This window comes from Microbacterium sp. C23T, from assembly GCF_053345975.1.
Genome location: NZ_JBKFBD010000005.1, coordinates 18,455 through 40,788, shown reverse-complemented (window position 1 = coordinate 40,788; position 22,334 = coordinate 18,455). Strand labels below are relative to the sequence as shown.

Sequence of the window (22,334 nt, the reverse complement as noted above, 5' to 3'; positions counted from 1 at the left end):
CGTGACGCGCGCACGGCGGCCGACGGGCTAGCGTCGGTGCATGCCCAACATCAGAGTCGAACTCCTCCCCGGACGCACCGTCGACCAGCGCCGCCGCTTCGCCGAGGAGGTCACGCAGGCCGCCGTCGATGCGCTCGGCGCCCGCCGTCAGGACGTCCGCATCATGTTCGAAGAGGTCGCCGCCGATTTCGTCGCGAACGGCGGCGTGCTCGCCAGCGAGGACTCCGACCGCGCGGGCCAGGTCGCCCGCTTCGGCGGTTCCGTCGCCGACTGAAACGACGAGGGACGGATGCTGCAGCCCGGGGCTGCGGCATCCGTCCCTCGTTGAAGGCCTTACAGGCTCTCGATGATCTCGCGCATCAGGGCTGCGGTCTCGGACGGCGTCTTGCCGACCTTGACGCCGGCGGCCTCGAGGGCCTCCTTCTTCGCCTGCGCGGTGCCCGCCGAGCCCGACACGATGGCGCCGGCGTGGCCCATGGTCTTGCCCTCGGGGGCGGTGAAGCCCGCGACGTAGCCGACGACCGGCTTGGTCACGTTGGCCTTGATGAAGTCGGCCGCGCGCTCCTCGGCGTCGCCGCCGATCTCGCCGATCATGACGATCGCCTTGGTCTCGGGGTCGGCCTCGAACGCGGCGAGCGCGTCGATGTGCGTCGTGCCGATGATCGGGTCGCCGCCGATGCCGATGGCCGTCGAGAAGCCGATCTCACGCAGCTCGTACATCATCTGGTAGGTCAGGGTGCCCGACTTCGACACGAGGCCGATCGGGCCCTTGCCGGTGATGTTGGCGGGCGTGATGCCGACCAGCGACTCACCGGGCGTGATGATGCCGGGGCAGTTCGGGCCGATGATGCGGGTCTTGTTGCCCTTCGACTGCGCGTACGCCCACGCCTCGGCGGTGTCGCCGACGGGCACGCCCTCGGTGATCACGACGAGGAGGGGGATCTCGGCGTCGATGGCCTCGACCATGGCGCTCTTGGTGAACGCGGGCGGCACGAAGGCGATCGAGACGTCGGCGCCGGTGGCCGCGATGGCCTCTTCGACGGACGCGAAGACGGGGAGCTCGACGGGGTTGCCGTCGGCGTCGGTGTGCAGCACGGTGGTGCCGGCCTTGCGGGCGTTCACGCCGCCGACGACCTGAGTGCCGGCCTTGAGCATGAGCGCGGTGTGCTTGGTGCCCTCGCCGCCGGTGATGCCCTGGACGATGACCTTGGAGTCCTTGTTGAGGAAGATCGACATGTCTGGTTCTTTCCTAGTTCCGGATGTCTGCGGTTCAGGCGTTGGCGAGCTCGGCGGCCTTGTCGGCGCCCTCGTCCATCGTCTCGGCCAGGGTCACGAGCGGGTGGTTGGCGTCGCGCAGGATCGCGCGGCCCTCCTCGACCTTGTTGCCGTCCAGGCGCACGACCAGCGGCTTCGAGGCGGACGAGCCGAGCTCGGCGAGTGCGCCGACGATGCCCTTGGCGACCGCGTCGCACGCGGTGATGCCGCCGAACACGTTGACGAACACCGACTTCACCTGCGGGTCGCCCAGGATGACGTCCAAGCCCGCGGCCATGACCTCGGCCGAGGCGCCGCCGCCGATGTCGAGGAAGTTGGCGGGCTTCACGCCGCCGTGGTTCTCACCGGCGTAGGCGACGACGTCGAGCGTCGACATCACGAGGCCCGCGCCGTTGCCGATCACGCCGACCTCGCCGTCGAGCTTGACGTAGTTGAGGTCGTTGGCCTTGGCCTTCGCCTCGAGCGGGTCTGCGGCGTCCTTGTCTTCGAGCAGCGCGTGCCCGGCGTGACGGAAGTCGGCGTTCTCGTCGAGCGAGACCTTGCCGTCGAGGGCGATGACGTCGCCCTCTTCGGTGAGGACGAGCGGGTTGACCTCGACGAGCGTCGCGTCCTCACCCTTGTAGACGTTGTAGAGCTTGACGAAGACGTCGCTCACCTTGTCGACCAGGTCGGCGGAGAAGCCGGCGGCCTCGGCGATCTCGACGGCCTTCGCCTTGTCGATGCCCGATCCCGGGTTGACGTCGATGCGCGCGAGCGCCTCGGGGCGCTCGACCGCGAGCTCCTCGATCTCCATGCCGCCCTCGACGCTCGCGAGCGACAGGTACGAGCGGTTGGCGCGGTCCAGCAGCACCGAGAAGTAGTACTCCTTGTCGATGCGGGCACCCTGCGCGACCATGACGCGCTTGACGACGTGACCCTTGATGTCGAGGCCGAGGATGGCCTTCGCGGCCTCGTAGGCCTCGTCGGGCGTCTTCGCGACCTTCACGCCGCCGGCCTTGCCGCGACCGCCGGTCTTGACCTGGGCCTTGACGACGACGACACCGCCGATCTTCTCGGCTGCGGCACGCACCTCCTCCGGCGTGTCCGCGACGATGCCGGCGAGCACCGGCACCTCGTACTTCTCGAAAAGGTCTCGTGCCTGGTACTCGTACAGATCCACAGTGATTTCCTTCGCAGGTGGCGAATGGGGGTGGGGACGACGCTCAAAAGCGTCTCGACGTCGAGATATCGACCAGTCCCCCAGCCTACTACCGGTCGATGTCCGGTTCTGACCGCAGCGACGCGCCGGGCTCGTCCGCCTCTTCGACTTCTTCGCCGGGCACTCGGGGCAGGCGCGCGAGGTCACGAAGCGCGGGTCCCTCGATGCGGCGTCCGTCCGCGGTGAACCGTGACGAGTGCAGCGGGCAGTCCCACGTGAGCTCGGCATCGTTCCACCGCAGCACGCCGCCCAGGTGCGTGCACACCGCGCTCACGGCGCACGTGTGCCCCTCGACCGTGGAGATCCCCACCGGCTGCCCGGCCCGGCTCGCCACGACCCCCTCACCCTCCACGGGACGGCGCACCGGCGTCGGTGCGGCCTGCGCGCCGATCCACCCCGCTGCGGCTTCCCACCCGATGCGCAGGTTCTGCACGCCGCCGCGGGCGAGGTCGGCGGGCACGGTGAAGCGCGTCGAGATGACATTCATCCAGTCCGGGCGTTCGCGGCGCGGCACCCGCGTGATCTCCGCCGTCAGCCGCAACGCGGCGGCCGGCGCGTTCGAGAGACCCCACTTCGCATAGCCGGTCGCGAAGCGGATGCGGCCGAGCCCCCGCGGCATCGCGCCGACGAAGGGCATGAGGTCGTGCGACTCGTAGTCCTGCGCCGACCAGGACGCCACCGGCTCCGCGCCGGGGAAGTGATGCTGCGTCCACGCCACGAGCCCGTTCACCTCGGCCAGCGGAGAGGGCGATCGCCCGACCGCGAAGCCGTTGCCGCCGACGACGAGCTGCGCCGCATGCGCCGGACCGTCGTTCGCGGTGATCGACCGCACCGACTTCGTCTCCCCGTCGACGGCCAGGTAGAGCCCCTCGAGGAGGGGCCCTTCGGTCGCGAAGGCGACGCCCGACGAGCGCAGTCCCCGCACTTTGGCGAAGTACAGCCCCCGGTCGGTGATGGGTGTCGCGGTCGCCAGCACGACATAGTCCGCGGCGACGTACCCCGCCTCGGTCTCGACGCCCGCGCGCGGCACGGTGTGCACCCGGGTCACACGCACGCCGGTGTGCAGCGTCCCGCCCTCGCGCAGCAGCGCGTGTGTGAGTGCCACGAGCAGGCGTTGCGGATCGATCGCGACCTGCCGATCGAGCGCCACGGCGTCGACCATGTCGAACGGCGTCTGGGCGAGCAGGTCGGGCTCGACGCGCCGCACCGGCAATCCCGCCTCGGTCGCGGCGTGCAGCTCGGCCTCGATGGCCGCGACGCCTGCGGGCGTCTGCGCGTACGAGTAGGCCGTGCGGTGCGAATACGACACACCGAGCTCATCGGCGATGCCCGTGAGCCAGCGCGCGCCGTCGATGTTCGACTCGACGTAGGCGCGCACGAGGCGCGCCGGGTGGTGGCGGCGCAGCGCCGACAGCACCGATCCCTGCAGCAGCGTCAGCTTGCCGGTGTTCGCGCCCGAGGCGAGGCCGCCCACCTCGTCCGCCTCGACGACGGCGACGTCCAGTCCCTGACGCGTCAGCAGCAGCGCGGTCGACAGGCCGGTGAGGCCGGCGCCCACGACCACGACATCGCGCCTGCGGCCGGGCTCGAACGGCGTGCCCGCGACGCTCTCGGCATCCTGCTTCCAGATCGGCGTCATCGGCGTCATGGAGCCCAGTGAAGCCCTCGAGCGCGCCTGTGTCGACCCCGTTGACAGTCGCAGAGGGGGAACCGGGGCGTGGCGCGCGACGGCATGCCGCGGTCGCGCGGGCGTGCGGACTAGGCTCTCCCCCGAGATGTCCGACACCGCTGCCGCTTCCGCCGCCCAGGCCGCCTCCCGCGCGGCCGTGGTCGCCGCCGCGCTCGAGCTCTTCGCCGAGCAGGGGTTCGACCAGACCTCGGTCGAGCAGATCGCGCAGGCCGCCGGGGTGTCGCGCTCCACCTTCTTCCGGCAGTTCGGCGGCAAGGACGACGTCGTCTTCACCGACCACGAGCTGCTCCTCGAGCGCCTGCGCGAGTTCCTGGCGCAGCCGCATCGCGATCCGTGGGCGGCCGTGTGCGAGGCATCCGTCTTCGTGTACGCGCACTTCGCGGCCGACCCCGAGCTCGCGCGGCGACGCTATGCGGTCGTGCGCGGCGTGCCGGCGCTGCGCGATCGCGAGATCGTGACGGTGTTCCGGTACGAGCGGCTCTTCGACGAGTACCTGCGCGCGTCGCTGCCGGGCCTCGACCCGCTGGACGCCGTCGGATTCTCGGCGCTCATCACGGCGATCCACAACCACGTGCTGCGCCGGCTCATCCGCGGTCCGAAGAAGGTGCCGGTCTCGGTGCTGCGCACGGCGCTCGACGACGCCCGCCGTCGTTTCGGCGTGCTTCCGGACGGCGAGGCGGATCCGGCCGCCGACCAGGTGGTCGTCGCGGTGTTCCCGCGGTCCATGCCGACCGCCGAAGTGGCCCGCCGACTGCGCGAGCGGCTGGACGACTGACCGCCGCGGCGCGTCGCTGAAATTCGTCGTCGCACGGTCTCGGTGCGGCGGTATGTTCATGCCATGAGCACCGTGGACACCTCGCCGGACACGGCAGGAAAAGCCCCCTGGTACACACAGGATCCCGATGCCGTGGTCGCCGCCCTGCGCAGCGACCGCGACCGCGGCCTGACCGCCGCCGACGCCGCCCAGCGGCTCGCCGAGCACGGACCCAACTCGATCGCGGCCGAGAAGCCGCCGTCGACGTGGCAGGTCGCGCTGCAGCAGCTCGCGGATCCGATGAACGTCATGCTGGTCGCCGTCGCGATCATCAGCCTCTTCATCAACCAGGTCAGCGTCGGCATCCTCGTGGGCGCGCTCGTCGTGCTGAACATCGTGCTCGGCACGCGTCAGGAGATGAAGGCGAAGGCATCCGTCGACGCCCTCGCCAAGATGCAGATCCCGCAGGCGAAGGTCGTCCGCGACGGATCGCTGGTGCAGGTCGACGCCACGACCCTGGTGCCCGGCGACATCGTCGCCCTCGAAGCCGGTGACATCGTGCCCGCCGACGGACGCATCGTGCGCTCGGCGACGCTCGAGACGCAGGAGGCGGCGCTCACCGGCGAGAGCGCGCCGATCCCGAAGGATGCCGGCACCCTCGCCGACGCCGAGACCACGCTGGGCGACCGCACGAACATGGTGTTCCAGAACACCCAGGTGACGCGCGGCACGGCGTCGGTGGTCATCACCGACACCGGCATGCAGACCCAGATGGGTCAGATCGCATCGATGCTCTCGGCCGTCAAGCCCGCCAAGTCGCCGCTGCAGCGCGAGCTCGACTCACTCACGGGCGTGCTCGGCTGGATCGCGTGGGGCGCTGTCGCGATCATCATCATCACCGGCCTGCTGCGCGGCCAGGAGATCGCCTCGGTGATCCTCCTCGGCATCTCGATGGCGATCTCGGCGATCCCGACCGGCATGCCCTCGTTCGTGCAGGCCATGCTCTCGTACGGCTCGCGCCAGCTCGCCGAGCACAAGGCCGTCGTCAAGAACCTGACGGACGTCGAGACGCTCGGCGCGACGAGCGCCATCAACTCCGACAAGACCGGCACGCTCACGATGAACGAGATGACGGTCGAGTCGCTGTACTACCGCGGCGAGTGGTTCACCGTCGCGGGCTCCGGCTACGAGAAGTCGGGCGAGGTGCGCCACGTCGCGGGCCTGCCGGTCCCCCAGTTCAACCAGCTCGCGCTCGGACTCACGCTCTGCAGCGACGCGACCGTGTCCGACGACGGTGCCGTGATCGGCGACCCCACGGAGGCCGCGCTCGTCGTGCTCGCCGCGAAGCTCGGCGCCGATGCGGAGCTCACGCGGGCGAAGTTCCCGCGCGTCGCCGAGGTGCCGTTCGACTCTGCCTACAAGTTCATGGGCACGTTCCACGAGATCCCGGTGGAAGGCGTCGAGACGCTCGTCGGCTACGTCAAGGGCGGACCCGACGTCGTGCTCGACCGCTGCAGCTCTGTCGCGACGATGGAGGGCGTCGTACCCATCGCCGACCGCCGTGACGCGATCCTCGAGGCGAACCGCTCGCTCTCCGAGCAGGGCCTGCGCGTCCTCGCGTTCGCCTTCCGCCGCTTCGCGCCGGACGCGCCGGTGGTCGACGATCCCATGGCCGCTGTCTCCGACCTCACCTTCGTCGGTCTCGTCGGCATCATCGACCCGCTGCGGCCGTCCTCGAAGGAGGCCGTGCGCATCGCGCGCGAGGCGGGTATCGAGGTCCGCATGATCACCGGCGACCACGCGATCACGGCCGCCGCGATCGGCGCGAAGCTCGGGCTCGGCGACGGCGCGGCGAGCGGTGCCGAGATCCAGGCGATGAGCGACGACGAGCTGAAGAAGGCGCTCCCGCACCTGCACATGTTCGGCCGCGTCACCCCCGAGGACAAGCTGCGTCTCGCGCGCCTCATGCAGGAGGAGGGCGCGGTCGTCGCGATGACCGGCGACGCCGTGAACGACGCCGCCGCCCTCAAGCAGGCCGACATCGGCGTCGCGATGGGCTCCGGCAGCGACGTCACGAAGCAGGCGGGGAAGATGATCCTCGTCGACGACAACTTCGGCACCCTCGTGACGGCGGTGCGCCTGGGTCGCTCGATCTACGAGAAGATCGTCAGCTACGTCCGGTTCCAGATGTCGCAGCTGTTCTCGCTCGTGCTGCTGTTCCTCGTCGCGAGCATCTTCGACATCAACAACGGCGTGCCGCTCACGCCGATCATGGTGCTGTTCCTGAACTTCTTCATCGCCATCTTCCCGGTCATCGTGATCCTCCTCGATCCGGTGCCCGACGGCATCATGCTGAAGCCGCCGCGCGACCCGAAGAAGACGATCGCCAACCCGGCGGCGGTGACGCTCTGGTTCGTCTACGGCGGCCTGATCTTCGTCACGACGCTCGTCCCGCTGCTCCTGTACCCCGACCTGCTCAGCTCGACCGTGCCCAACGTGCCGGTCACGATGGCGTTCGTGGTCTGCGCGCTCGGCTCGATCTTCGGCGGACTCGTCATGCGCCGCGACCCCGAGTCGGGCCTTGCCGCACCGATCATCGACGCGGTGAAGTGGCTGTCGATCCCGCTGGCCCTCACGGTCGTCGCGGTCGAGGTGCCGTTCATGCAGCGCCTCGTCGGGACGGTGAGCCTCTCGGGCAACGAATGGCTCACCGCCCTCGGCCTCGCCCTGCTCGTCCCGGTGCTGATCGAGCTCGAGAAGTGGATCCGCCGCGCGCGGCTCCGTCGCCGCGCCGCGCAGGCCTGACACCGACGCAGAGGACGCGCGCCACCCGAATGGGGGCGCGCGTTCTCCGTTCGGGGTACGGTCGCACGACGAGGAGGTCGCATGAGGATCACCGGAGCAGTGCTCGAGGTCTCGGGCGCCGAGCCGCCGTTCGCCGGGACGCGCCCGTTCACGGTGGGCGAGCTCGAGCTGGACCCACCCGGACCCGGCGAACTGCTCGTGCGGATCGAAGCCGCGGGGGTGTGCCACTCCGACCTCAGTGTCGTCGACGGCAACCGCGTGCGACCGGTGCCGATGCTGCTGGGCCACGAGGCCGCCGGCACCGTCGAGCAGCTCGGCGACGATGTCGACGATCTCGCCGTCAGCGATCGCGTGGTCATGACGTTCCTTCCCCGCTGCGGCGAGTGCGACGGATGCCTCACCGACGGGCGCCTGCCGTGCATGCCGGGTTCGGCGGCCAATGCCGCGGGCACGCTGCTCGGTGGCGGCATCCGTCTCCACCGCGGTCGCGAGGGCGAGCAGCAGGACGTGCACCACCACCTCGGTGTCTCGGCCTTCGCCACCTACGCCGTGGTGAGTCGCGCATCGGTCGTGCGCGTCGACCCCGACGTGCCGGCCGAGATCGCCGCACTGCTCGGGTGCGCGGTGCTCACCGGCGGCGGCGCGGTGGTCAACGCCGGTCGCCCGGCACCCGGCGACCGGGTCGTCGTGGTCGGGCTCGGCGGCGTCGGCATGGCGTCGCTCCTCGTCGCCGTCGCACTCGGGCACGAGGTCATCGGGGTCGACACGGTGCCTTCCAAGCTCGCCGCGGCCCTGGAGTGCGGGGCGAGCGGGGCGCTGACTCCCGCGGAAGCCGTGGACCGCGGCATCCGTGCCCCCGTCGTCGTGGAGGCGGCCGGCGCCGCGCGCGCGTTCGAGACCGCCCTCGCCCTGACCGCGCCGGGCGGCACCACGGTCACGGTCGGGCTGCCGGCGCCCGACGCGCGCGCGAGCGTGTCCCCGCTGCTGCTCACCGCCGAGGCCCGGACCGTCATCGGCAGCTATCTCGGCTCCGCCGTGCCGAGCCGCGACATCCCCCGCTACGTCGAGCTGTGGCGGGCCGGACGCCTCCCACTCGAGCGGCTCGTCTCGTCCCGCATCGGCCTCGACGACCTCGACGCTGCCATGGACCGGCTCGCCGCAGGCGGCGAGCTGCGCCAGCTGATCACGTTCTGACCGAACGGCGCAGGGGCCAGGGGCGCGTCGGAGGTGCGCCGTAGGCTCGGGGCGTGGCCACCCTCGACGATCTGCGCGGCACCGCGGCCGGGCTCCCCGGGAGCGAGGAGCGCGCGACGACGGGCGGCGCCGCCTGGTTCGTGCGCAACAAGCTGTACGCCTGGGAGTGCCATCCGTGGCCGAGCATCCCCGACGACGTGCGGGCCATCATCGCGTCCGAGCTCGTCGTCGGGGTCAAGGTCGCCGACCCGATCGACGCCCTGGCCCTGGTCGAGATGGAACCCGACGTGTTCCTCCGCACGACGACGCCCTGGGGCGAACCGAAGATCGCGTTCCGCATGGCCGGCATCGACGGTGACCACCTCGCCGAGCTGGTCACCGAGGCGTGGCGCGTGCAGGCGCCGAAGTATCTGCGACGCGAGTTCGACGAGCAGGCGGGTTAGGGCAGCGGGTCGTCGCCGCGCCCCCACGCGATGGCGATCAGCCGCCGCAGGACGCCGAGATCGATGTCGTCGAGCTTCTTGACGTACACGCAGCCCGCACCCTCGGTGTACTTTCCGAGCTCCGGCAGCAGCTCGGCTCCCTCGGGCAGGTCCTTCAGCCCGTAGAGCGAGAGCTGCGCCTTGCGCGGCGAGAACGCGGTCTTCGGCCACTGGCCCTGCCGCTTGGGGTCGGACGGAGACACGTACCGGTAACTGCCGTACCCGACCATCGACGGACCCCACATCACGGGCTCCGCCCCGGTCACCTCGCGGAAGATCTCCGCCAGGGCCAGTCCGTCGTCGCGCCGTCGCTGCGGCGTCGCCGCCTCGAGGAACGCCGACACATCCGCGTCCGTCGCCTGGGTCTTGATCTCGCTCACGCCGCCATTATGGCGGCCGAGGCCGACACGGGACCAGAGGCTGTCAGCGGCCGGCCGGCGATCCGCTCAGCTGGTCCAGAAGCTCGAATCGCGCATCCGAGCCGGAGTACTCGGTGATGCGCCCGCTGACCACCCGGTACATCGAGAACTCGGCCACGTTGACGTGCCGGCGGGTCGGCGCGACGCCGCGGAACGCCCCCACCTGGGTGCCGCTGCCGCGCACGTGGGCGGCGAGGCGGTCGTCTTCGGCGACGAGCTGGATGCGCCGCCACCGCCAGTCCGGGAACGCGTCGAACAGGTCCGCCAGGTCGTCGATCCAGGCGTCCGCGCCCGCCGGCAGGTGGGCTCGGCGCACCGAGGGATCGAGGAACGAACGGATCGCATCGAGGTCGTGGCGGTTGCACGCATCGAGGAAGTCGGCGTACCACTCGCGCATCTCCCACGGCTCCACCTCCTCATTATCCGGGCGCCCGGACCGGCCCTCGTCCCTCCGCGCCCGTGGCGAGGTGCCCACCCACGGCCGAGATGGCCGGGGCGAAGAAGTAGCCGCCACCGGTCGGCGTCACCCACTCGCGGTCGAGGACGAACCTCTTCGCCTCGCCCGACGGCGTGCGCATCTCGAACGAGCGGTCGCGAGCGCCGTGGACGTCCGCCTGGCCGATGATCGGGTCGTGGCCGCCGGCGTTGGGCTGGAGTGCGGAGTTCGCCCACCGCCGTGTGACGAACTCGAACTGGTCCTCGATCGACGCCATGTGCGCGACGAACATGAGTCCGCGCTCGGCGGCGACCAGCTCCGGTGACGGATCGGCGACACCCGCGAGCACAGGTCCGTACGGGATGCCGCGCCGCAGCATCAGCCGCAGCATCGTGTCGGCGGGCGCGCCGAAGTCGGTGCCGCTGTCGCGCGGGTTCACTTTGCGGATGTGCCCCGCCATCGGGCACACGTCGCCGAAGACGTCGGCCCGTGCCTTCGGGTGCCCGTCGCCGCCGTAGCCCCCGTCCAGGAGGCCGGCCTCCGGCGTCCACATCTTCGTGTCGTCGTCGAACTGGAAGTGGTTGTTCGCGAACTCGTCGCCGGCGAGGTCGAGGTCGTCGCTCTCCGGGGTTCGGGAGACCGGTGCGCCGCTGGGCCAGCGGCCGACCATCAGCGCGGCGAAGTGCACCGGGTCCGTGCCGAACTCGGCGCTCGCGGCGGCCGCGAAGTCCCAGAACGCGGGGACGTCCTGGGCTAGGCGCCGGCAGACGAGGTACGAGCCGAGACGCGCCCAGTCGGGGAACACCCCCTCCTCACCGGCAGGCACGAGCGGGTCGGCGGGGTTCTGCCGAGGCATCCCGAGCACGAACTGACCCGGCCAGACGAGCGGCTGACCCGCCTTACCGAACAGGCGCGCGTGCGGGTCGCGCGGGGCGAGGTAGCGCGGGGCGAGCAGTTCGCCGTCGGCCGACGCGCCCCGCACACCGGGCTGCGAGACGCCGTCCTTGAAGCCGAAGTGCTCGTGTCCGCCGAGGTTGCCCGGCAAGTTCTCGCCCGCCTGAGCGAAGAGCACCGACACCCCGTTCCGCGCACCCTCTTCGAGGATCACGGATGCCTCGGCGTCGGCATCCGCGGCGGAATCGGCGGCGACCGTGACGAGGAAGTCGGCCTCCGATTCCTCGCCTCCGACGCGCCAGCCGGCCCGGTGTCCGGGCTCCGCGGAGTCCGCCGGATCTCCGAGGTAGGTCGAGCGCGCGGCGAGTCCCTGCCGGAACGCCTCATCGCTCATCGCGTCCCGCGCCTCGTCGCCCAGGAGCTTCGCGACGGCCGGTCCCGAGAGCGCGAAGGCGACCCAGGTGGCGGGTGTCGCGGGCACGGTGACGCCCGTCCGCAGTCGCTCCCGCCGGAACTCGCGACGGAAGTCCAGCACCTCCTGCATGCTGCTGAGGCGCGGCGCGAGCCATGTGAGCCAGCCGCGGGAGCGTTCGACGTCTTCGATCCGCAGGAACAGGAACCGCTGGTGGTCCTTGTTGAACCCGGGGATGACGTTGCCCTGGATGTCGGCGGTCGTCGCCGGATCGAACCGCGGCTCTCCCTCCGGGAACGCGTCCGCCGCGAGCGCGCGTGCGACGGGCCCGGGCTCCGGCGCGGGCAGCTCGATGCCCGAAAGCCGCGGGACGCCGCCCGCCATGAGCCCCGCGAGCGCGTGCGCTCCCTCGCCGCTCATGCCGCTCCCCCGCTCACGACGTGCGCCGACATGGTGATGTGCTCGGCGATCTGGCCGCCGAACTCGATCGGCCGCCCGCCGATGCGGATGTCGCCCACCAGGAACCCCTCGCCTGCCGGCACTTCGTAGGCAACCCGGAGCGCCGCGCCCTGCGCGCCGCGCTCGATCGTCCAGTAGTCGCCGACCGGCGTCCCGTCGGGCTTCGTCCAGCCCGAGTCGTCCCAGCCGATCATGTAGAGCCCAGGCGGATCCGCCGTGGCGACCGACAGCCCCTGCCGCGACATCGCCCAGACGTCGAAGTTGATGCGGGCGTCGGCCCCGGTCGCCCGCGAGTACGGCAGGGCGTCGTAGCCGTCGACGGCGTGCTGCGACGGCTCGCTCTCCTGCGAGACGCCGAGCAGGTCGCCCATCGAGTTGATGGGCATGACGTAGTGCACGATGCCGTCGGTCGTGTTCCACCGGTTCCGGGGGTCGTACTCGCCGCCGTCGGGGAAGAGGTCCTGCGCCGCGACAGCCGGCGAGACGAGTCGCCGGTAGAGCGCGAGCACGGTGTCGGGGTGCACCTCGGCGAGCAGCATCCAATACTCCGGCGTCTCGGTGGTGAAGGTGACGCGCGCGATCCTGCCGTCCACCTTCTCGACGTGCCACTCGAGGTACTCGATCTGCACCTCGCGCGATTCCGCCGCCGCGTACGCGGCACGACGATCGTCGCGATGCTCCATGAGCAGCGGCCTCGAGAGCCCCGTCCAGGTGATCGCCCGCTCGCGATCGCGTCTCCCGGGACGCAGCACCGGGTTCACGTACGCGCCGCGCCCGCTCACCTCGGTCGACGCGGCGATCAGCCCGCTCACGAGGTCGTGCCACCGATCGGGGAAGTCCGACCCCGGCCCCGCATCGTCGAGGTGTGCGGGCGCCGAGAACCGGACCAGTTCCATGCTCGAGAAGCTAGCAGCGGGGGCGGGCGGTGCGCACGCAGACATTCCGGGCGCGGCACATGACACTGAGTACTATTGATCGTGGGATTCAGTTCCACGAGAATCGGATACCGCACCACCGCACACCCACACGCCAGGAGTCCGATCGTGACCGACTTCCAGCCCCGCCCCGGCCAGCGCGTCGAGGGCTACGACGTCACCCGCCGGCGCGGCACCGACTACTACGCCGTGTTCGCCGACATCCCCGCCGCCGATCGCGAGGTGTGGGAGCGCGCGCAGGCCTACGTCGACGAGGTGGGCACGCGCATGCAGGACGCCTGGGACGCCGGCGAGTACCCGCTCGACATCGCGATGCGCGGCGGCGAGCTGGACCTGTTCAACGACGGCATCGTGCATCCGGTGCTCACCCGCTTCTCGCCGCTGGCGGCGGGCCTGGTGAACATGGAGATCTCCCGCGGCGACGGCTCGCTCGGCACGGTGCTCGCCGTCCAGGGCGGTCTCGCCCTCCGCACGCTCGCGCTGTTCGGCAGCGACGAGCAGCAGGCGCGCTGGCTGGTGCCGGTCGCCAGAGGCGAGGTCGCGGCATCCTTCGCCCTCACCGAACCCGACCACGGATCGGACTCCGTGTCTCTCGAGACGGTGGCCCGGTGGGACGCCGCAACGCAGGAGTGGGTGATCGACGGCGCGAAGAAGTGGATCGGCAACGGCGCCTCGGGCGGCATCACGTTCGTGTGGGCGCGCGTCGAGGCCGACGACGACGAGTTCCACGGTGCGGTGCGCTGCTTCGTCGTCGAGCAGGACACCCCGGGGTACACGGGCACCGTGATCGCCGGCAAGGCGTCGCTGCGCGGCATCCATCAGGCGCATATCAGTCTCGACGGCGTGCGCGTGGCGTCCGATGCGGTGCTGCCGGGCACGAAGAGCTTCAAGGATGCCTCGACCGTGCTGTACTCGACCCGCTCGGGTGTCGCGTGGTCGGCGCTGGGCCACGCGACCGCCTGCTACGAGGCGGCGCTCGCGTACTCGCAGCAGCGCATCCAGTTCGGCAAGCCCCTCGCGAAGTTCCAGATGGTGCAGGAGCGCCTCGCGAACATGCTCGAGGAGCTCACGGCGATGCAGCTGTACTGCCGCTGGATGGCCGATCTCGAGGAGCGCGGCGAGCTGCGTCCGACGCAGGCCTCGCTCGCGAAGTACCACAACACCCGCGCCGCGCGCCGGATCGCGTCGACCGCCCGCGACATGCTCGGCGGCAACGGCATCCTGCTCGAGAACGGCGTCATGCAGCACCTCGCCGACATCGAGGCGATCCACACGTACGAGGGCACCGAGAGCATCCAGGCGCTGCTCATCGGCCGCGACATCACGGGCATGAGCGCCTTCGCCTGAGGCGTTCGACGCCGGCTTAAGACGCTGGGTGGCCGGACTAAGGTACCTGCGGCCGTCAAGACAAGGCGATCGCCCGATGAGGGGCACCCGCCTTAGCGAGGAAAGTCGTACCTGTCAGCACAACCGGAACCGATCCGAGTTCCGCCGCAGACAGGAGAGACCCATGAACGACACGACTTTCACCGGCTACATCCTCGACCAGCACCGCGCCGAAGACCTCGTCCGCCAGAACGAGATGATGCGCGCCCACCGCGAGCGCGGGCAGTCGCCGGCTCGGCCTGCCGGGCAGTCGCTGGCGGCCTGGTTCCGCGGGGTTCTGCACCACGGTGCGGGTGCCACGGCCATCGCGGGTCACTGACCGCGATTCCACAGACCGGGGGGCGCACACCCCGAACCGTCCACGCGAGTGCGCACGAAGAGGGCGAAGCCGGTACCGGCTTCGCCTTCTTCTGACGCACGGGCCCCTGATGCGCCCCCGAACCCGATCTGAGGACGTGGATGCCGCGAATAGGGCATCCGCCCGATGAGCGGCCGACCCCTTAGCGAGGACAGTCGTACCTGTAAGAAGCCCGCAGCAGCGGTCGCTCGACAGGAGACGCACATGAACGACACCACGTACCTCGCCTCGGTGCTCAACGCGCATCGCGCGGAGGACCTGCGTCGAGAGGTGGCCCTGCTCGCGCAGCACGCGGAGCACGACGCCGAGACCCCCTCGGCGCCGGCCACACGACGCGCGTCGGCGGCATCCACTCATCACCACTCCTGGTGGCCGCACCGCTCCGCCCGGCGCGCGACGCCCGTCGCCACGCGATGAGGGTCCGCCGACGCGGCGAAGGTGCCACGATATGACCATGCCCGCTCTCCCCTCGAGCCCGCGCATGGTCGGCCGGCACACCGAGCTCGCCGCCCTGCTCGAGGCGTACGACGCCGGCGTGGGCGGAGTCCCGCGCACCGTCGTCGTGCGCGGTGAGGCGGGGGTCGGCAAGACGCGACTGGTGCAGGAGTTCCTCGCGCTCGTGACCGCCGATCCACTCGGCGCGCGCCCCGACGACGCACCCGTCATCGCGTTCGGGCAGTGCGTCGACCTCGGCCCCATCGGCGCGGCGTTCGGCCCGGTGCGTCGCGTGCTGCGCGATCTGCACGCCGCGGTCGGCACCGAGGCGCTGCGGGACGCCGCGGGCTCGGCAGCCGCGATCGCGAGCCTCGCCGCGCTGGTGCCCGGCATCGCCGACGAGTCTCCCGAGGGCGATGAGCCGGCCGGCGAGTTCGCTGAGGCCATCGAGGTGCTGCTCGAGCGCCTGTCGCAGCGCCGCCACGTGGTCGTCGTGCTCGAAGACCTGCAGTGGGCGGATGCTGCCACCATGGCCCTGCTCAAGACCCTGGCCAGTACGCTCCGGGGCCGCAGGCTGACCATCGTCGCGACGTACCGCTCCGACGACATCGACCGGTTCCACCCGCTGCGGCCCGTGCTGGCCGAGCTCGACCGCACCCGTTCCGTCGTGCGCGTCGAGGTGACGCCGCTCACGCCCGACGAGGTCGCCGAGCAGGTCGCGCAGCTGGCGAGCGGCCTCGACCCGCGCGTCGTCGAGGCGCTCGCGGAGCGCAGCGGCGGCATCCCGTTCCTCGTCGAGGAGCTCGTCGATCTCGGCGACCGCGCCTTGCCCGACACGCTGCGCGAGCTGGTGCTCGCGCGCTACGCCCGGCTCGGCGACGAGGCGCAGCAGGCCGTGCGCACGATGGCCGCGGGCGGCGTGCACGTCGACGACGACGTGCTCGCGGCGGTGACCGCGCTCGACGAGAACGCGCTCGATCATGCCGTGCGCGAGGCCATCGACACCCGGGTCATCGTCGCCGACGGTCCCGGCTACTCCTTCCGGCACGCACTCACGCGCGAAGCGGTCGAAGCAGAGATGCTCCCGAGCGAGCGCGTGCGGGTTCATCGCCGTTACGCCGAGCACCTGCGCGACCATCGCGGCGACTCCCCCGACGACGCGTCGGCGGTCGCCGAGCACTGGCTCGCGGCGCGCGACCTCCCCGCAGCCTTCGATGCCACCGTCGCCGCGCTGGAACGGTCCAGATCGCGATTCTCGCCGGCGACGTCGGCGAAGCTCGCCGAGCGCCTCACGGAGCTCTGGGACCAGGTTCCGGATGCCGAGACCCGCGCCGGCACGACGCTCCCCGAGCTGCACCTCGATGCCGCGCAAGCCTGGCACGATCTGGGTGACGCCGAGCGTTCGCTGCGATCGGCGAACGAGGGTCTCGCGGTGTGTCCTGACGACCCGCTCACGCGCGCGGCGCTGCTGCGGCAGCGATTCGTGCAGACGTACAACGCCGAGCACCGAGGGCGTGCCGAGGATCTCGAGAAGGCCGTCTCGTTGCTGGAGGGCCTCGACGACCCCCGCGCGCGCATCCTGCTGTCACGCGTGCTCACCAACATCGCCCTCGAGGAGCATGGAACGGATGCCGCCGCCCATGCGGCGCGCGCGATCGCACTGGCCGAGGAAGCCGGGGACGACGCCGCGCTCTCGGTCGCGCTGACCGTCGAGGCGTGGCGCATCGCCGGCGACGAGGACGATGAGCCGAGGGCATTGGCGCCGCTGCAGCGCGCGGTGACGCTGTCGATCGACCCGCCGATGCGGGCGTACGCGGGTGCGGCCCTCACCGACATGCTGGCGCGCGTCGGGCGATTCGACGAGGCCGTCGTCGTCGGCACCCAGCATTACGAGGACGTCACCCGAGCGGGCATCGAACGGGGGTCGGGCTCGGGGCTCGCGTACTCACTCGCCGTCGCGCTGTTCGCGACCGGACGCCCCGAGGGAGCACGGCGCTACGCGCTGCGGGCTCGACGGCTGATGAAGAACCCGCTCCACGGCGCGTCCATCGTCCGGCTGCTGGCCTCGCACCTGACGTGGGACGATCGCGACGCCGAGCGGGCAGAGCTCCTCCTGGCCGACCGCGCCACGATCGAGGACTCGCGGCGACGGTTCCCCGACAAGCGCGGGTGGTGGGCGGTCGAGCGCGCAGAGGCGCTGCTCACCCTGCGCGGGGCGAGCGCAGACGCATCGCCGGATGTGCTCGCCGGGGTCCTCGCCGACGTCTTCGACATCGCCGACGCCGAGACCGGCGCGGCGGCGGTGCGCCGCCACGCGGTGGTGACAGCGGCGCTTCTCACCCTCGTCCCGGGCCGCCCGGCCGACCGGGAGCTCCGCGACCGGCTGGCCGCGAAGGTCGAGACGTGGCCCGACCACGCGGCGGCCGAGGCGCACGCCGACCTCGTCAGGGCACTTCTCGCCGATGCCGACGGCACCCCCGAGCACAGGGTCGCCGTGTGGCGCTCGCTCATCGGCGCGCCGGCCGACGACCTCCTGGCCGTGTGGCACCGGCAGCTCGCACGCTGCCGCCTGGCCCTCGCCCTTCTCGACGCCGGGGACCGCGACGCGGCCGCGGAACTGCTCACGGAGATCGTCGCGACGGCGCCCTCCGAGGGGGTGGCTCGCGTGGGCCGATGGGCGGCGGAGCTCGCCGCACACGCCCGCCTCACGCCCACCGCGGCCGACGAGGTGAGCGAGGGCGGCGTCATCACGACTCTCACGCCGCGCGAGCTGCAGGTGCTCGAGCTCATCGCCGAAGGCCTCACCAACCCGCAGATCGGGCAGCGCCTGTTCATCAGCCCGAAGACCGCGTCGGTGCACGTGTCGGCGATCCTCGCGAAGATCGGCGCCGCCAACCGCGCCGAGGCCGCCGCGCTCTACGCCGCGTCCGCGTCGGCGTCGGCCCCGACGTCCGCGTCGGCCTCGACGTCGGCCCCGACGTCGGGCTGACCCGGGCTCTGCCCCGGGTCCGCAGCATCCGTCCCCGCCTGCACTCATTACCCTCGAGTCGCCACAACGCGCCGGGTGGGCCCGTGCCGTTCGGGCGTGTTGTGGCGACTCGGCAAGAAGCCGGCGCGGGGTGTCGGGTGTCGGCGGGGAACGGCAGGATGAGACGCATGCCGTACGAGATCCCAGCGCCGATGCTCGCGAAGTCCGTTCCCGACGTTCCCGATCCGGCGAAGGCGGCGGGCGGGCTGAGCTACGAGCCGAAGTGGGACGGGTTCCGCGCCCTCGTCTCCTGGGACGGCGAGAACGTCGAGATCGGGTCGCGCGGCGCGAAGCCGCTGACGCGGTACTTCCCCGAGCTCGTCGAGGCGTTCGCACGGCTCCTGCCCGAGCCGTGTCTTCTCGACGGCGAGATCGTCGTGCCGATCGACCGCGACGGGCGACGCCGGCTCGACTGGGAGTCGCTGTCGCAGCGCATCCACCCCGCGGCATCCCGGGTCAACATGCTCGCCGAGACGACGCCGGCGATGTTCATCGCGTTCGACCTGCTGGCCGTCGGCGACCGCGACCTCCAGAACGAGCCGTTCGAGACGCGGCGGCAGACGCTCGTCGACCTGTTGCGCGATGTGCCCGACCCCGTGCACGTCACGCGCACGACCGACGACCCAGACCTCGCCCGCCGCTGGCTCGCCGAGTTCGAAGGCGCCGGGCTCGACGGCGTGGTCGCGAAGCCGCTCGATCAGCCCTATGCCCCGGGCAAGCGCACGATGTTCAAGATCAAGCACGCGCGCACGGCCGATGTCGTGGCGCTGGGCTATCGCATCCACAAGTCCGGCGAGGGCGTCGGCTCGCTGCTCGTCGGCCTGTACGGCGAGGACGGCACGCTCTATCCCGTCGGCGGCGTGGCCGCGTGGAGCAACGCCCGCCGGCTCGAGCTCATCGACGAGCTCGCCCCCCTCGTCGAGCGCGACGCCGACGGCGAGGCGCTCCGCGGCGAGGGTGAGAAGTCGCGCTTCCAGGCGGGTCGTGCCGACTCGTCGTTCGTGCGGCTGCGCCCCGAGCGCGTGCTCGAGGTGCGCTACGACCAGCTCGAAGGCTGGCGCTTCCGCCACACCGTGCAGTTCGAGCGCTGGCGCCCCGACCGCGACCCGCGCTCGTGCACGTACGAGCAGCTCGAGGTGGTCGCCGCGTACGACTTGGCCGACGTCCTGGTCTGACGCCTTCGGCGGCGAACGGATGCCGCGGGCCGTGCTCTGTTCGCCTGCTCGGCGCGGGTGTACCGTGCGGTCAGGGTCACTGCTGACGGAGGCATCCCATGGCCCGCCTCGACCACCGGCGCTCTCGCGGTCGATACGGCACGCGAGTCGGATCGATGTGCGTCGTGATCGTGGCGCTGCTGGTGGCGGGATGCTCGTCCCCGGCGTCCTCACTCCCCGAGCCGACGCCGCCGGCCGACGCGATCCGTGAGGACATCGACTCGGTCTTCGGCACGCTCTACGGCGAGGATGCGGTCCGGGCGGTGCTCGTGCAGCAGCACGGCGAACTCGTCTACGAGCAGTACCAGCAGGGAACCGCCGAGGACACGTGGGACGTGCGCGGCGTCACGCGCGCGGTGACCTCGACCCTCGTCGGAATCGCCATCGATCGGGGACTCATCTCGGGAGTTGACGCGACCCTCGGTCAGCTGCTGCCCGGCTACGCGGCCGTCCTCACACCGGAGACCGCGGCCATCCAGCTCAAGGCCGTGCTCACCCATACGGCGAACTTCGCCCCGACGTCCGAGGAGCGCGACATCCGCGGCACCCCCGCCGACCTGTACGCGCAGCCCGACTGGGTCACCGCGATCCTGGCGGATCGCGCGGCCCGCGGGCCGGGCGACGGCCGGTTCCTGTTCTCCGACATGGGCACGCACATCCTCGCCGCCGTCGTCGCGCAGGCAACCGGGATGTCACCCCTCCGCTTCGCACAGGCGGTGCTGTTCGACCCGCTCGACATCGATGTCGCGCCGCTGTGGGAGGAGCGGTTCTCGCCCGGGAGCGACCCTGCGGTCCTACTTCAGGAGTACGAGCAGGCGGACGTCGCCTGGCCCGCCGACCCGCAGGGGGTGAACCTCGGTTACACGCATCTGCGGCTCCACCCGACCGACCTCGTGCGCATCGGCCAGCTCATGCTCGACGAAGGCGTCTGGGGCGATGAGCAGATCGTGTCGGCGACCTGGGCGGTCCAGGCGACCACTCCCGTCGTCGCCACGATCGGGTACGGGACGATCAGCTACGGCTACCAGTGGTGGGTCGACCCGCAGCGCGGCGTGTTCTACGCCCAGGGCGAGGGCGGGACGGCGGTGGTCGTCGATCCCGTCAGGGACGCCGTGGCCGTGATCGCGTCCGAGGTCGCGATCGACGATCCGCGGGGCAATCACGGCTATGCGAGCTCGACGGCCGTGGGGCTCGCTGCCCTGCTCCTCGCCGACCTGCCCAAAGACTCCGGGTGAGGTCTGCAGACCGCTCTGCCTCGTGACCGGGTGTGCCCCTCAGCCCCCGTCCTTCGGCCAGTTCGCCTCGTTCTTTCGGCTCGGCTGCACGCGCGGCGGCTCGCCGGGCATCTTCGGGAAGTCCGGAGGGAACGGCAGTTCGCCGAGCCCGTCGTCGAGGTCGCGCTGCCACCACTCCAGCAGCGTGTCGATGCGCCCCGGCTTGGCGAGCAAGTCCGCCCACGGGTCGCCGACGTCGGCCAGGCGCTGCGGAACCGTGCGTACCGTGAACGCGGACGGGTCGACCCCGGCCTCCAGCTCGTCCCACGTGAGCGGCGTCGACACTGTCGCGCTCGGCAGCGCCCGCGGGCTGTAGGCGCCGGCCATCGTGCGGTCGCGGTTCGCCTGGTTGAAGTCGATGAAGATGCGCTCGCCGCGCTCCTCCTTCCACCAGTTCATGGTCACCTTGTCGGGGAGGCGCCGCTCGAGCTCGCGGCCGGCGGCGATGACCGCGTGCCGCACGTCGAGGAACTCCCACTCCGGCTCGATCGGGCAGAACACGTGGATGCCGCGATTGCCGCTGGTCTTGAGGAACGCCGTCAGACCCGCCTCGGCGAGCACGTCGCGCATCGCGGGGGCGACGGCGGCAGCATCCCTGAAATCCGTTCCCGGCTGCGGATCGAGGTCGATGCGCAGCTCGACCGGGTTGTCGGTGTTCGCCGTCAGCGACGCCCACGGGTGGAAGACGATCGTGTTCATCTGCACGGCCCAGACGGCCGCGGCGATCTCGGTGAGGATGATCTGCGGATGCCGCCGCCCGCTGTTGTACGTGACGGTCTGGGCTTCGACGAAGGCCGGCGCCCCCTTCGGCGGGTTCTTCGAGTAGAACCGCTCGCCGTCGACGCCCTCGGGGAACCGTTCGAGCGAGACGGGGCGGTCGCCGTTGGCGGCGAGGAAGGGCGCCCGCACCGCGACGAGGTACTCCGCGAGCTCGCGCTTCGTGATGCCGACCTCCGGCCAGATCACCCGGTCGGGATTCGAGATCCCCACCTCGCGATCGCCGTCGGGGCCGGGCACGGTGAGGGTGATCCGCGGGGACGCCATGGATCAGACGCTAGCGGGCGTCCGCGACATCCGTCACCCCGCTCACCGCTCGACCGGGAACACCATGTGCGTCACGCGCGTGCTCGGCACGATGACCGTGGGGTCTCCGAGCTTCACGGCGGCGGCATCGACCTCTGCGAAGTACGCGTGGCCGGTGCCGAGCACGACCGGCACGAGGTCGATCGCGACCTCGTCGACGAGCCCGGCCGCGAGCGCCTGGCCCGCGACCGTGCCCGCGGCCACCGCGACCGTCTTGTCGCCCGCCAGCTCCCGGGCCTTCGCGACGGCGGCCTCGATCCCGTCGGTGACGAAGTGCGCGTTCCCCGTGTGGGCATGGGCCCAGCCGGTCGGCGCCTCGTGCGTGAGCACGACGAACGGCACGCCGAGCGGGTGCACACCGCTCCACCCGTCGGTGATGTCGAACAGCAGGCGGCCGACCACGAGGCATCCGAGCTCCCCGATGAAGCTGCGCCAGTAGTCGGCGCTGGCCTCGGTGAGGTGGAACGCCGCCGGCTCACTCGCGGTGAGCACTTCGACGTCGCCGGCCTCGTACCAGTCGAACAGGCGCCCCGGATCGTTGTCGTCGTGCGCGACGAAGCCGTCCAGCGACATCGACGCCGACGTCACCACCTTGCCCATGGC

Annotated in this window: 20 protein-coding genes; 11 read left to right on the top strand and 9 right to left on the bottom strand. The window is 71.4% G+C overall.

The window, feature by feature from the left end; genetic code table 11:
• The first annotated feature begins 40 nt into the window (after window positions 1-40).
• A complete protein-coding gene (locus ACLBXX_RS04095) occupies window positions 41-274 on the top strand; it encodes a tautomerase family protein (protein ID WP_387143841.1) in 234 nt (77 codons plus the stop codon).
• Between the two features lie 59 nt (window positions 275-333).
• On the opposite strand, the gene sucD is transcribed toward ACLBXX_RS04095, so the two are convergent.
• The 3 genes from sucD to ACLBXX_RS04080 all read right to left on the bottom strand — a co-directional run bounded on the left by sucD (window position 334) and on the right by ACLBXX_RS04080 (window position 4,121).
• On the bottom strand, window positions 334-1,236 hold the full coding sequence (gene sucD, locus ACLBXX_RS04090; RefSeq protein WP_387143844.1) for a succinate--CoA ligase subunit alpha: 903 nt from the start codon (window positions 1,234-1,236) through the stop codon (window positions 334-336).
• Window positions 1,237-1,270: 34 nt separating this feature from the next.
• Entirely contained in the window at window positions 1,271-2,434 is a 1,164-nt protein-coding gene (sucC, locus tag ACLBXX_RS04085) for an ADP-forming succinate--CoA ligase subunit beta (protein ID WP_376009514.1), read from the bottom strand.
• Between the two features lie 88 nt (window positions 2,435-2,522).
• Window positions 2,523-4,121 carry an FAD-dependent oxidoreductase gene (locus ACLBXX_RS04080; RefSeq protein WP_447656941.1) on the bottom strand — a complete coding sequence of 533 codons (1,599 nt, stop codon included), beginning with the start codon at window positions 4,119-4,121 and terminating at the stop codon, window positions 2,523-2,525.
• Between the two features lie 127 nt (window positions 4,122-4,248).
• On the opposite strand from ACLBXX_RS04080, the gene ACLBXX_RS04075 reads away from it, so the two are divergent.
• The 4 genes from ACLBXX_RS04075 to ACLBXX_RS04060 all read left to right on the top strand — a co-directional run bounded on the left by ACLBXX_RS04075 (window position 4,249) and on the right by ACLBXX_RS04060 (window position 9,359).
• Window positions 4,249-4,938 (top strand): TetR family transcriptional regulator, encoded by a 690-nt coding sequence (locus tag ACLBXX_RS04075; RefSeq protein ID WP_311292706.1) that lies wholly within the window; start codon window positions 4,249-4,251, stop codon window positions 4,936-4,938.
• 63 nt (window positions 4,939-5,001) lie between these two features.
• Entirely contained in the window at window positions 5,002-7,722 is a 2,721-nt protein-coding gene (locus ACLBXX_RS04070) for a cation-translocating P-type ATPase (protein ID WP_447656940.1), read from the top strand.
• Between the two features lie 81 nt (window positions 7,723-7,803).
• The gene (locus ACLBXX_RS04065; protein ID WP_447656939.1) at window positions 7,804-8,916 is read left to right on the top strand and encodes an alcohol dehydrogenase catalytic domain-containing protein; all 1,113 of its coding nucleotides are present in this window, start codon (window positions 7,804-7,806) and stop codon (window positions 8,914-8,916) included.
• Between the two features lie 53 nt (window positions 8,917-8,969).
• Window positions 8,970-9,359 carry an MmcQ/YjbR family DNA-binding protein gene (locus ACLBXX_RS04060; RefSeq protein WP_387143857.1) on the top strand — a complete coding sequence of 130 codons (390 nt, stop codon included), beginning with the start codon at window positions 8,970-8,972 and terminating at the stop codon, window positions 9,357-9,359.
• On the opposite strand, the gene ACLBXX_RS04055 is transcribed toward ACLBXX_RS04060, so the two are convergent.
• From ACLBXX_RS04055 to ACLBXX_RS04040, 4 genes are read right to left on the bottom strand one after another with little or no spacing between them, the layout of a single operon-like run.
• A complete protein-coding gene (locus tag ACLBXX_RS04055) occupies window positions 9,356-9,778 on the bottom strand; it encodes a DUF1801 domain-containing protein (protein ID WP_447656938.1) in 423 nt (140 codons plus the stop codon). The genes ACLBXX_RS04060 and ACLBXX_RS04055 overlap by 4 nt on opposite strands.
• Window positions 9,779-9,821: 43 nt before the next feature.
• Entirely contained in the window at window positions 9,822-10,229 is a 408-nt protein-coding gene (locus tag ACLBXX_RS04050; RefSeq protein ID WP_387143863.1) for an ester cyclase, read from the bottom strand.
• A gap of 7 nt (window positions 10,230-10,236) precedes the next feature.
• Entirely contained in the window at window positions 10,237-11,979 is a 1,743-nt protein-coding gene (locus ACLBXX_RS04045) for a Dyp-type peroxidase (protein WP_447656937.1), read from the bottom strand.
• Complete coding sequence (locus ACLBXX_RS04040; RefSeq protein WP_447656936.1) at window positions 11,976-12,914, bottom strand: hypothetical protein; 939 nt, start codon at window positions 12,912-12,914, stop codon at window positions 11,976-11,978. Before ACLBXX_RS04040 ends, ACLBXX_RS04045 begins: the two co-directional genes overlap by 4 nt.
• A 147-nt stretch (window positions 12,915-13,061) precedes the next feature.
• Between ACLBXX_RS04040 and ACLBXX_RS04035 the strand changes: the two genes are divergently transcribed.
• The 6 genes from ACLBXX_RS04035 (at window position 13,062) to ACLBXX_RS04010 (ending at window position 20,609) form a co-directional block, all read left to right on the top strand.
• A complete protein-coding gene (locus tag ACLBXX_RS04035) occupies window positions 13,062-14,300 on the top strand; it encodes an acyl-CoA dehydrogenase family protein (protein ID WP_447656935.1) in 1,239 nt (412 codons plus the stop codon).
• 163 nt (window positions 14,301-14,463) lie between these two features.
• A complete protein-coding gene (locus ACLBXX_RS04030) occupies window positions 14,464-14,658 on the top strand; it encodes a hypothetical protein (RefSeq protein ID WP_387143875.1) in 195 nt (64 codons plus the stop codon).
• A gap of 243 nt (window positions 14,659-14,901) precedes the next feature.
• Window positions 14,902-15,114, top strand: coding sequence for a hypothetical protein (locus ACLBXX_RS04025; protein ID WP_447656934.1), 213 nt, complete (start codon window positions 14,902-14,904; stop codon window positions 15,112-15,114).
• Window positions 15,115-15,151: 37 nt separating this feature from the next.
• The gene (locus tag ACLBXX_RS04020) at window positions 15,152-18,121 is read left to right on the top strand and encodes a helix-turn-helix transcriptional regulator (protein WP_447656933.1); all 2,970 of its coding nucleotides are present in this window, start codon (window positions 15,152-15,154) and stop codon (window positions 18,119-18,121) included.
• Between the two features lie 167 nt (window positions 18,122-18,288).
• Window positions 18,289-19,335 (top strand): ATP-dependent DNA ligase, encoded by a 1,047-nt coding sequence (locus tag ACLBXX_RS04015; protein WP_447656932.1) that lies wholly within the window; start codon window positions 18,289-18,291, stop codon window positions 19,333-19,335.
• A 98-nt stretch (window positions 19,336-19,433) separates the two neighbouring features.
• Window positions 19,434-20,609 carry a serine hydrolase domain-containing protein gene (locus ACLBXX_RS04010; RefSeq protein ID WP_447656931.1) on the top strand — a complete coding sequence of 392 codons (1,176 nt, stop codon included), beginning with the start codon at window positions 19,434-19,436 and terminating at the stop codon, window positions 20,607-20,609.
• Between the two features lie 39 nt (window positions 20,610-20,648).
• Here ACLBXX_RS04010 and ligD read toward each other — a convergent pair whose 3' ends face one another.
• Both ligD and ACLBXX_RS04000 read right to left on the bottom strand, forming a co-directional pair.
• Entirely contained in the window at window positions 20,649-21,692 is a 1,044-nt protein-coding gene (gene ligD / locus ACLBXX_RS04005) for a non-homologous end-joining DNA ligase (RefSeq protein WP_447656930.1), read from the bottom strand.
• Between the two features lie 42 nt (window positions 21,693-21,734).
• A complete protein-coding gene (locus ACLBXX_RS04000) occupies window positions 21,735-22,331 on the bottom strand; it encodes a dihydrofolate reductase family protein (RefSeq protein ID WP_447656929.1) in 597 nt (198 codons plus the stop codon).
• Between the last annotated feature and the right edge of the window lie 3 nt (window positions 22,332-22,334).

What these genes read in the sequence shown, in the direction of transcription:
- ACLBXX_RS04095 (WP_387143841.1), top strand. Translation starts at nt 41, where the DNA reads ATGCCCAACATCAGAGTCGAACTCCTCCCCGGACGCACCGTCGACCAG.
- sucD (WP_387143844.1), bottom strand. Translation starts at nt 1,236, where the DNA reads ATGTCGATCTTCCTCAACAAGGACTCCAAGGTCATCGTCCAGGGCATC.
- ACLBXX_RS04080 (WP_447656941.1), bottom strand. Translation starts at nt 4,121, where the DNA reads ATGACGCCGATGACGCCGATCTGGAAGCAGGATGCCGAGAGCGTCGCG.
- ACLBXX_RS04075 (WP_311292706.1), top strand. Translation starts at nt 4,249, where the DNA reads ATGTCCGACACCGCTGCCGCTTCCGCCGCCCAGGCCGCCTCCCGCGCG.
- ACLBXX_RS04070 (WP_447656940.1), top strand. Translation starts at nt 5,002, where the DNA reads ATGAGCACCGTGGACACCTCGCCGGACACGGCAGGAAAAGCCCCCTGG.
- ACLBXX_RS04065 (WP_447656939.1), top strand. Translation starts at nt 7,804, where the DNA reads ATGAGGATCACCGGAGCAGTGCTCGAGGTCTCGGGCGCCGAGCCGCCG.
- ACLBXX_RS04045 (WP_447656937.1), bottom strand. Translation starts at nt 11,979, where the DNA reads ATGAGCGGCGAGGGAGCGCACGCGCTCGCGGGGCTCATGGCGGGCGGC.
- ACLBXX_RS04040 (WP_447656936.1), bottom strand. Translation starts at nt 12,914, where the DNA reads ATGGAACTGGTCCGGTTCTCGGCGCCCGCACACCTCGACGATGCGGGG.
- ACLBXX_RS04030 (WP_387143875.1), top strand. Translation starts at nt 14,464, where the DNA reads ATGAACGACACGACTTTCACCGGCTACATCCTCGACCAGCACCGCGCC.
- ACLBXX_RS04025 (WP_447656934.1), top strand. Translation starts at nt 14,902, where the DNA reads ATGAACGACACCACGTACCTCGCCTCGGTGCTCAACGCGCATCGCGCG.
- ACLBXX_RS04020 (WP_447656933.1), top strand. Translation starts at nt 15,152, where the DNA reads ATGCCCGCTCTCCCCTCGAGCCCGCGCATGGTCGGCCGGCACACCGAG.
- ACLBXX_RS04015 (WP_447656932.1), top strand. Translation starts at nt 18,289, where the DNA reads ATGCCGTACGAGATCCCAGCGCCGATGCTCGCGAAGTCCGTTCCCGAC.
- ACLBXX_RS04010 (WP_447656931.1), top strand. Translation starts at nt 19,434, where the DNA reads ATGGCCCGCCTCGACCACCGGCGCTCTCGCGGTCGATACGGCACGCGA.
- ligD (WP_447656930.1), bottom strand. Translation starts at nt 21,692, where the DNA reads ATGGCGTCCCCGCGGATCACCCTCACCGTGCCCGGCCCCGACGGCGAT.
- ACLBXX_RS04000 (WP_447656929.1), bottom strand. Translation starts at nt 22,331, where the DNA reads ATGGGCAAGGTGGTGACGTCGGCGTCGATGTCGCTGGACGGCTTCGTC.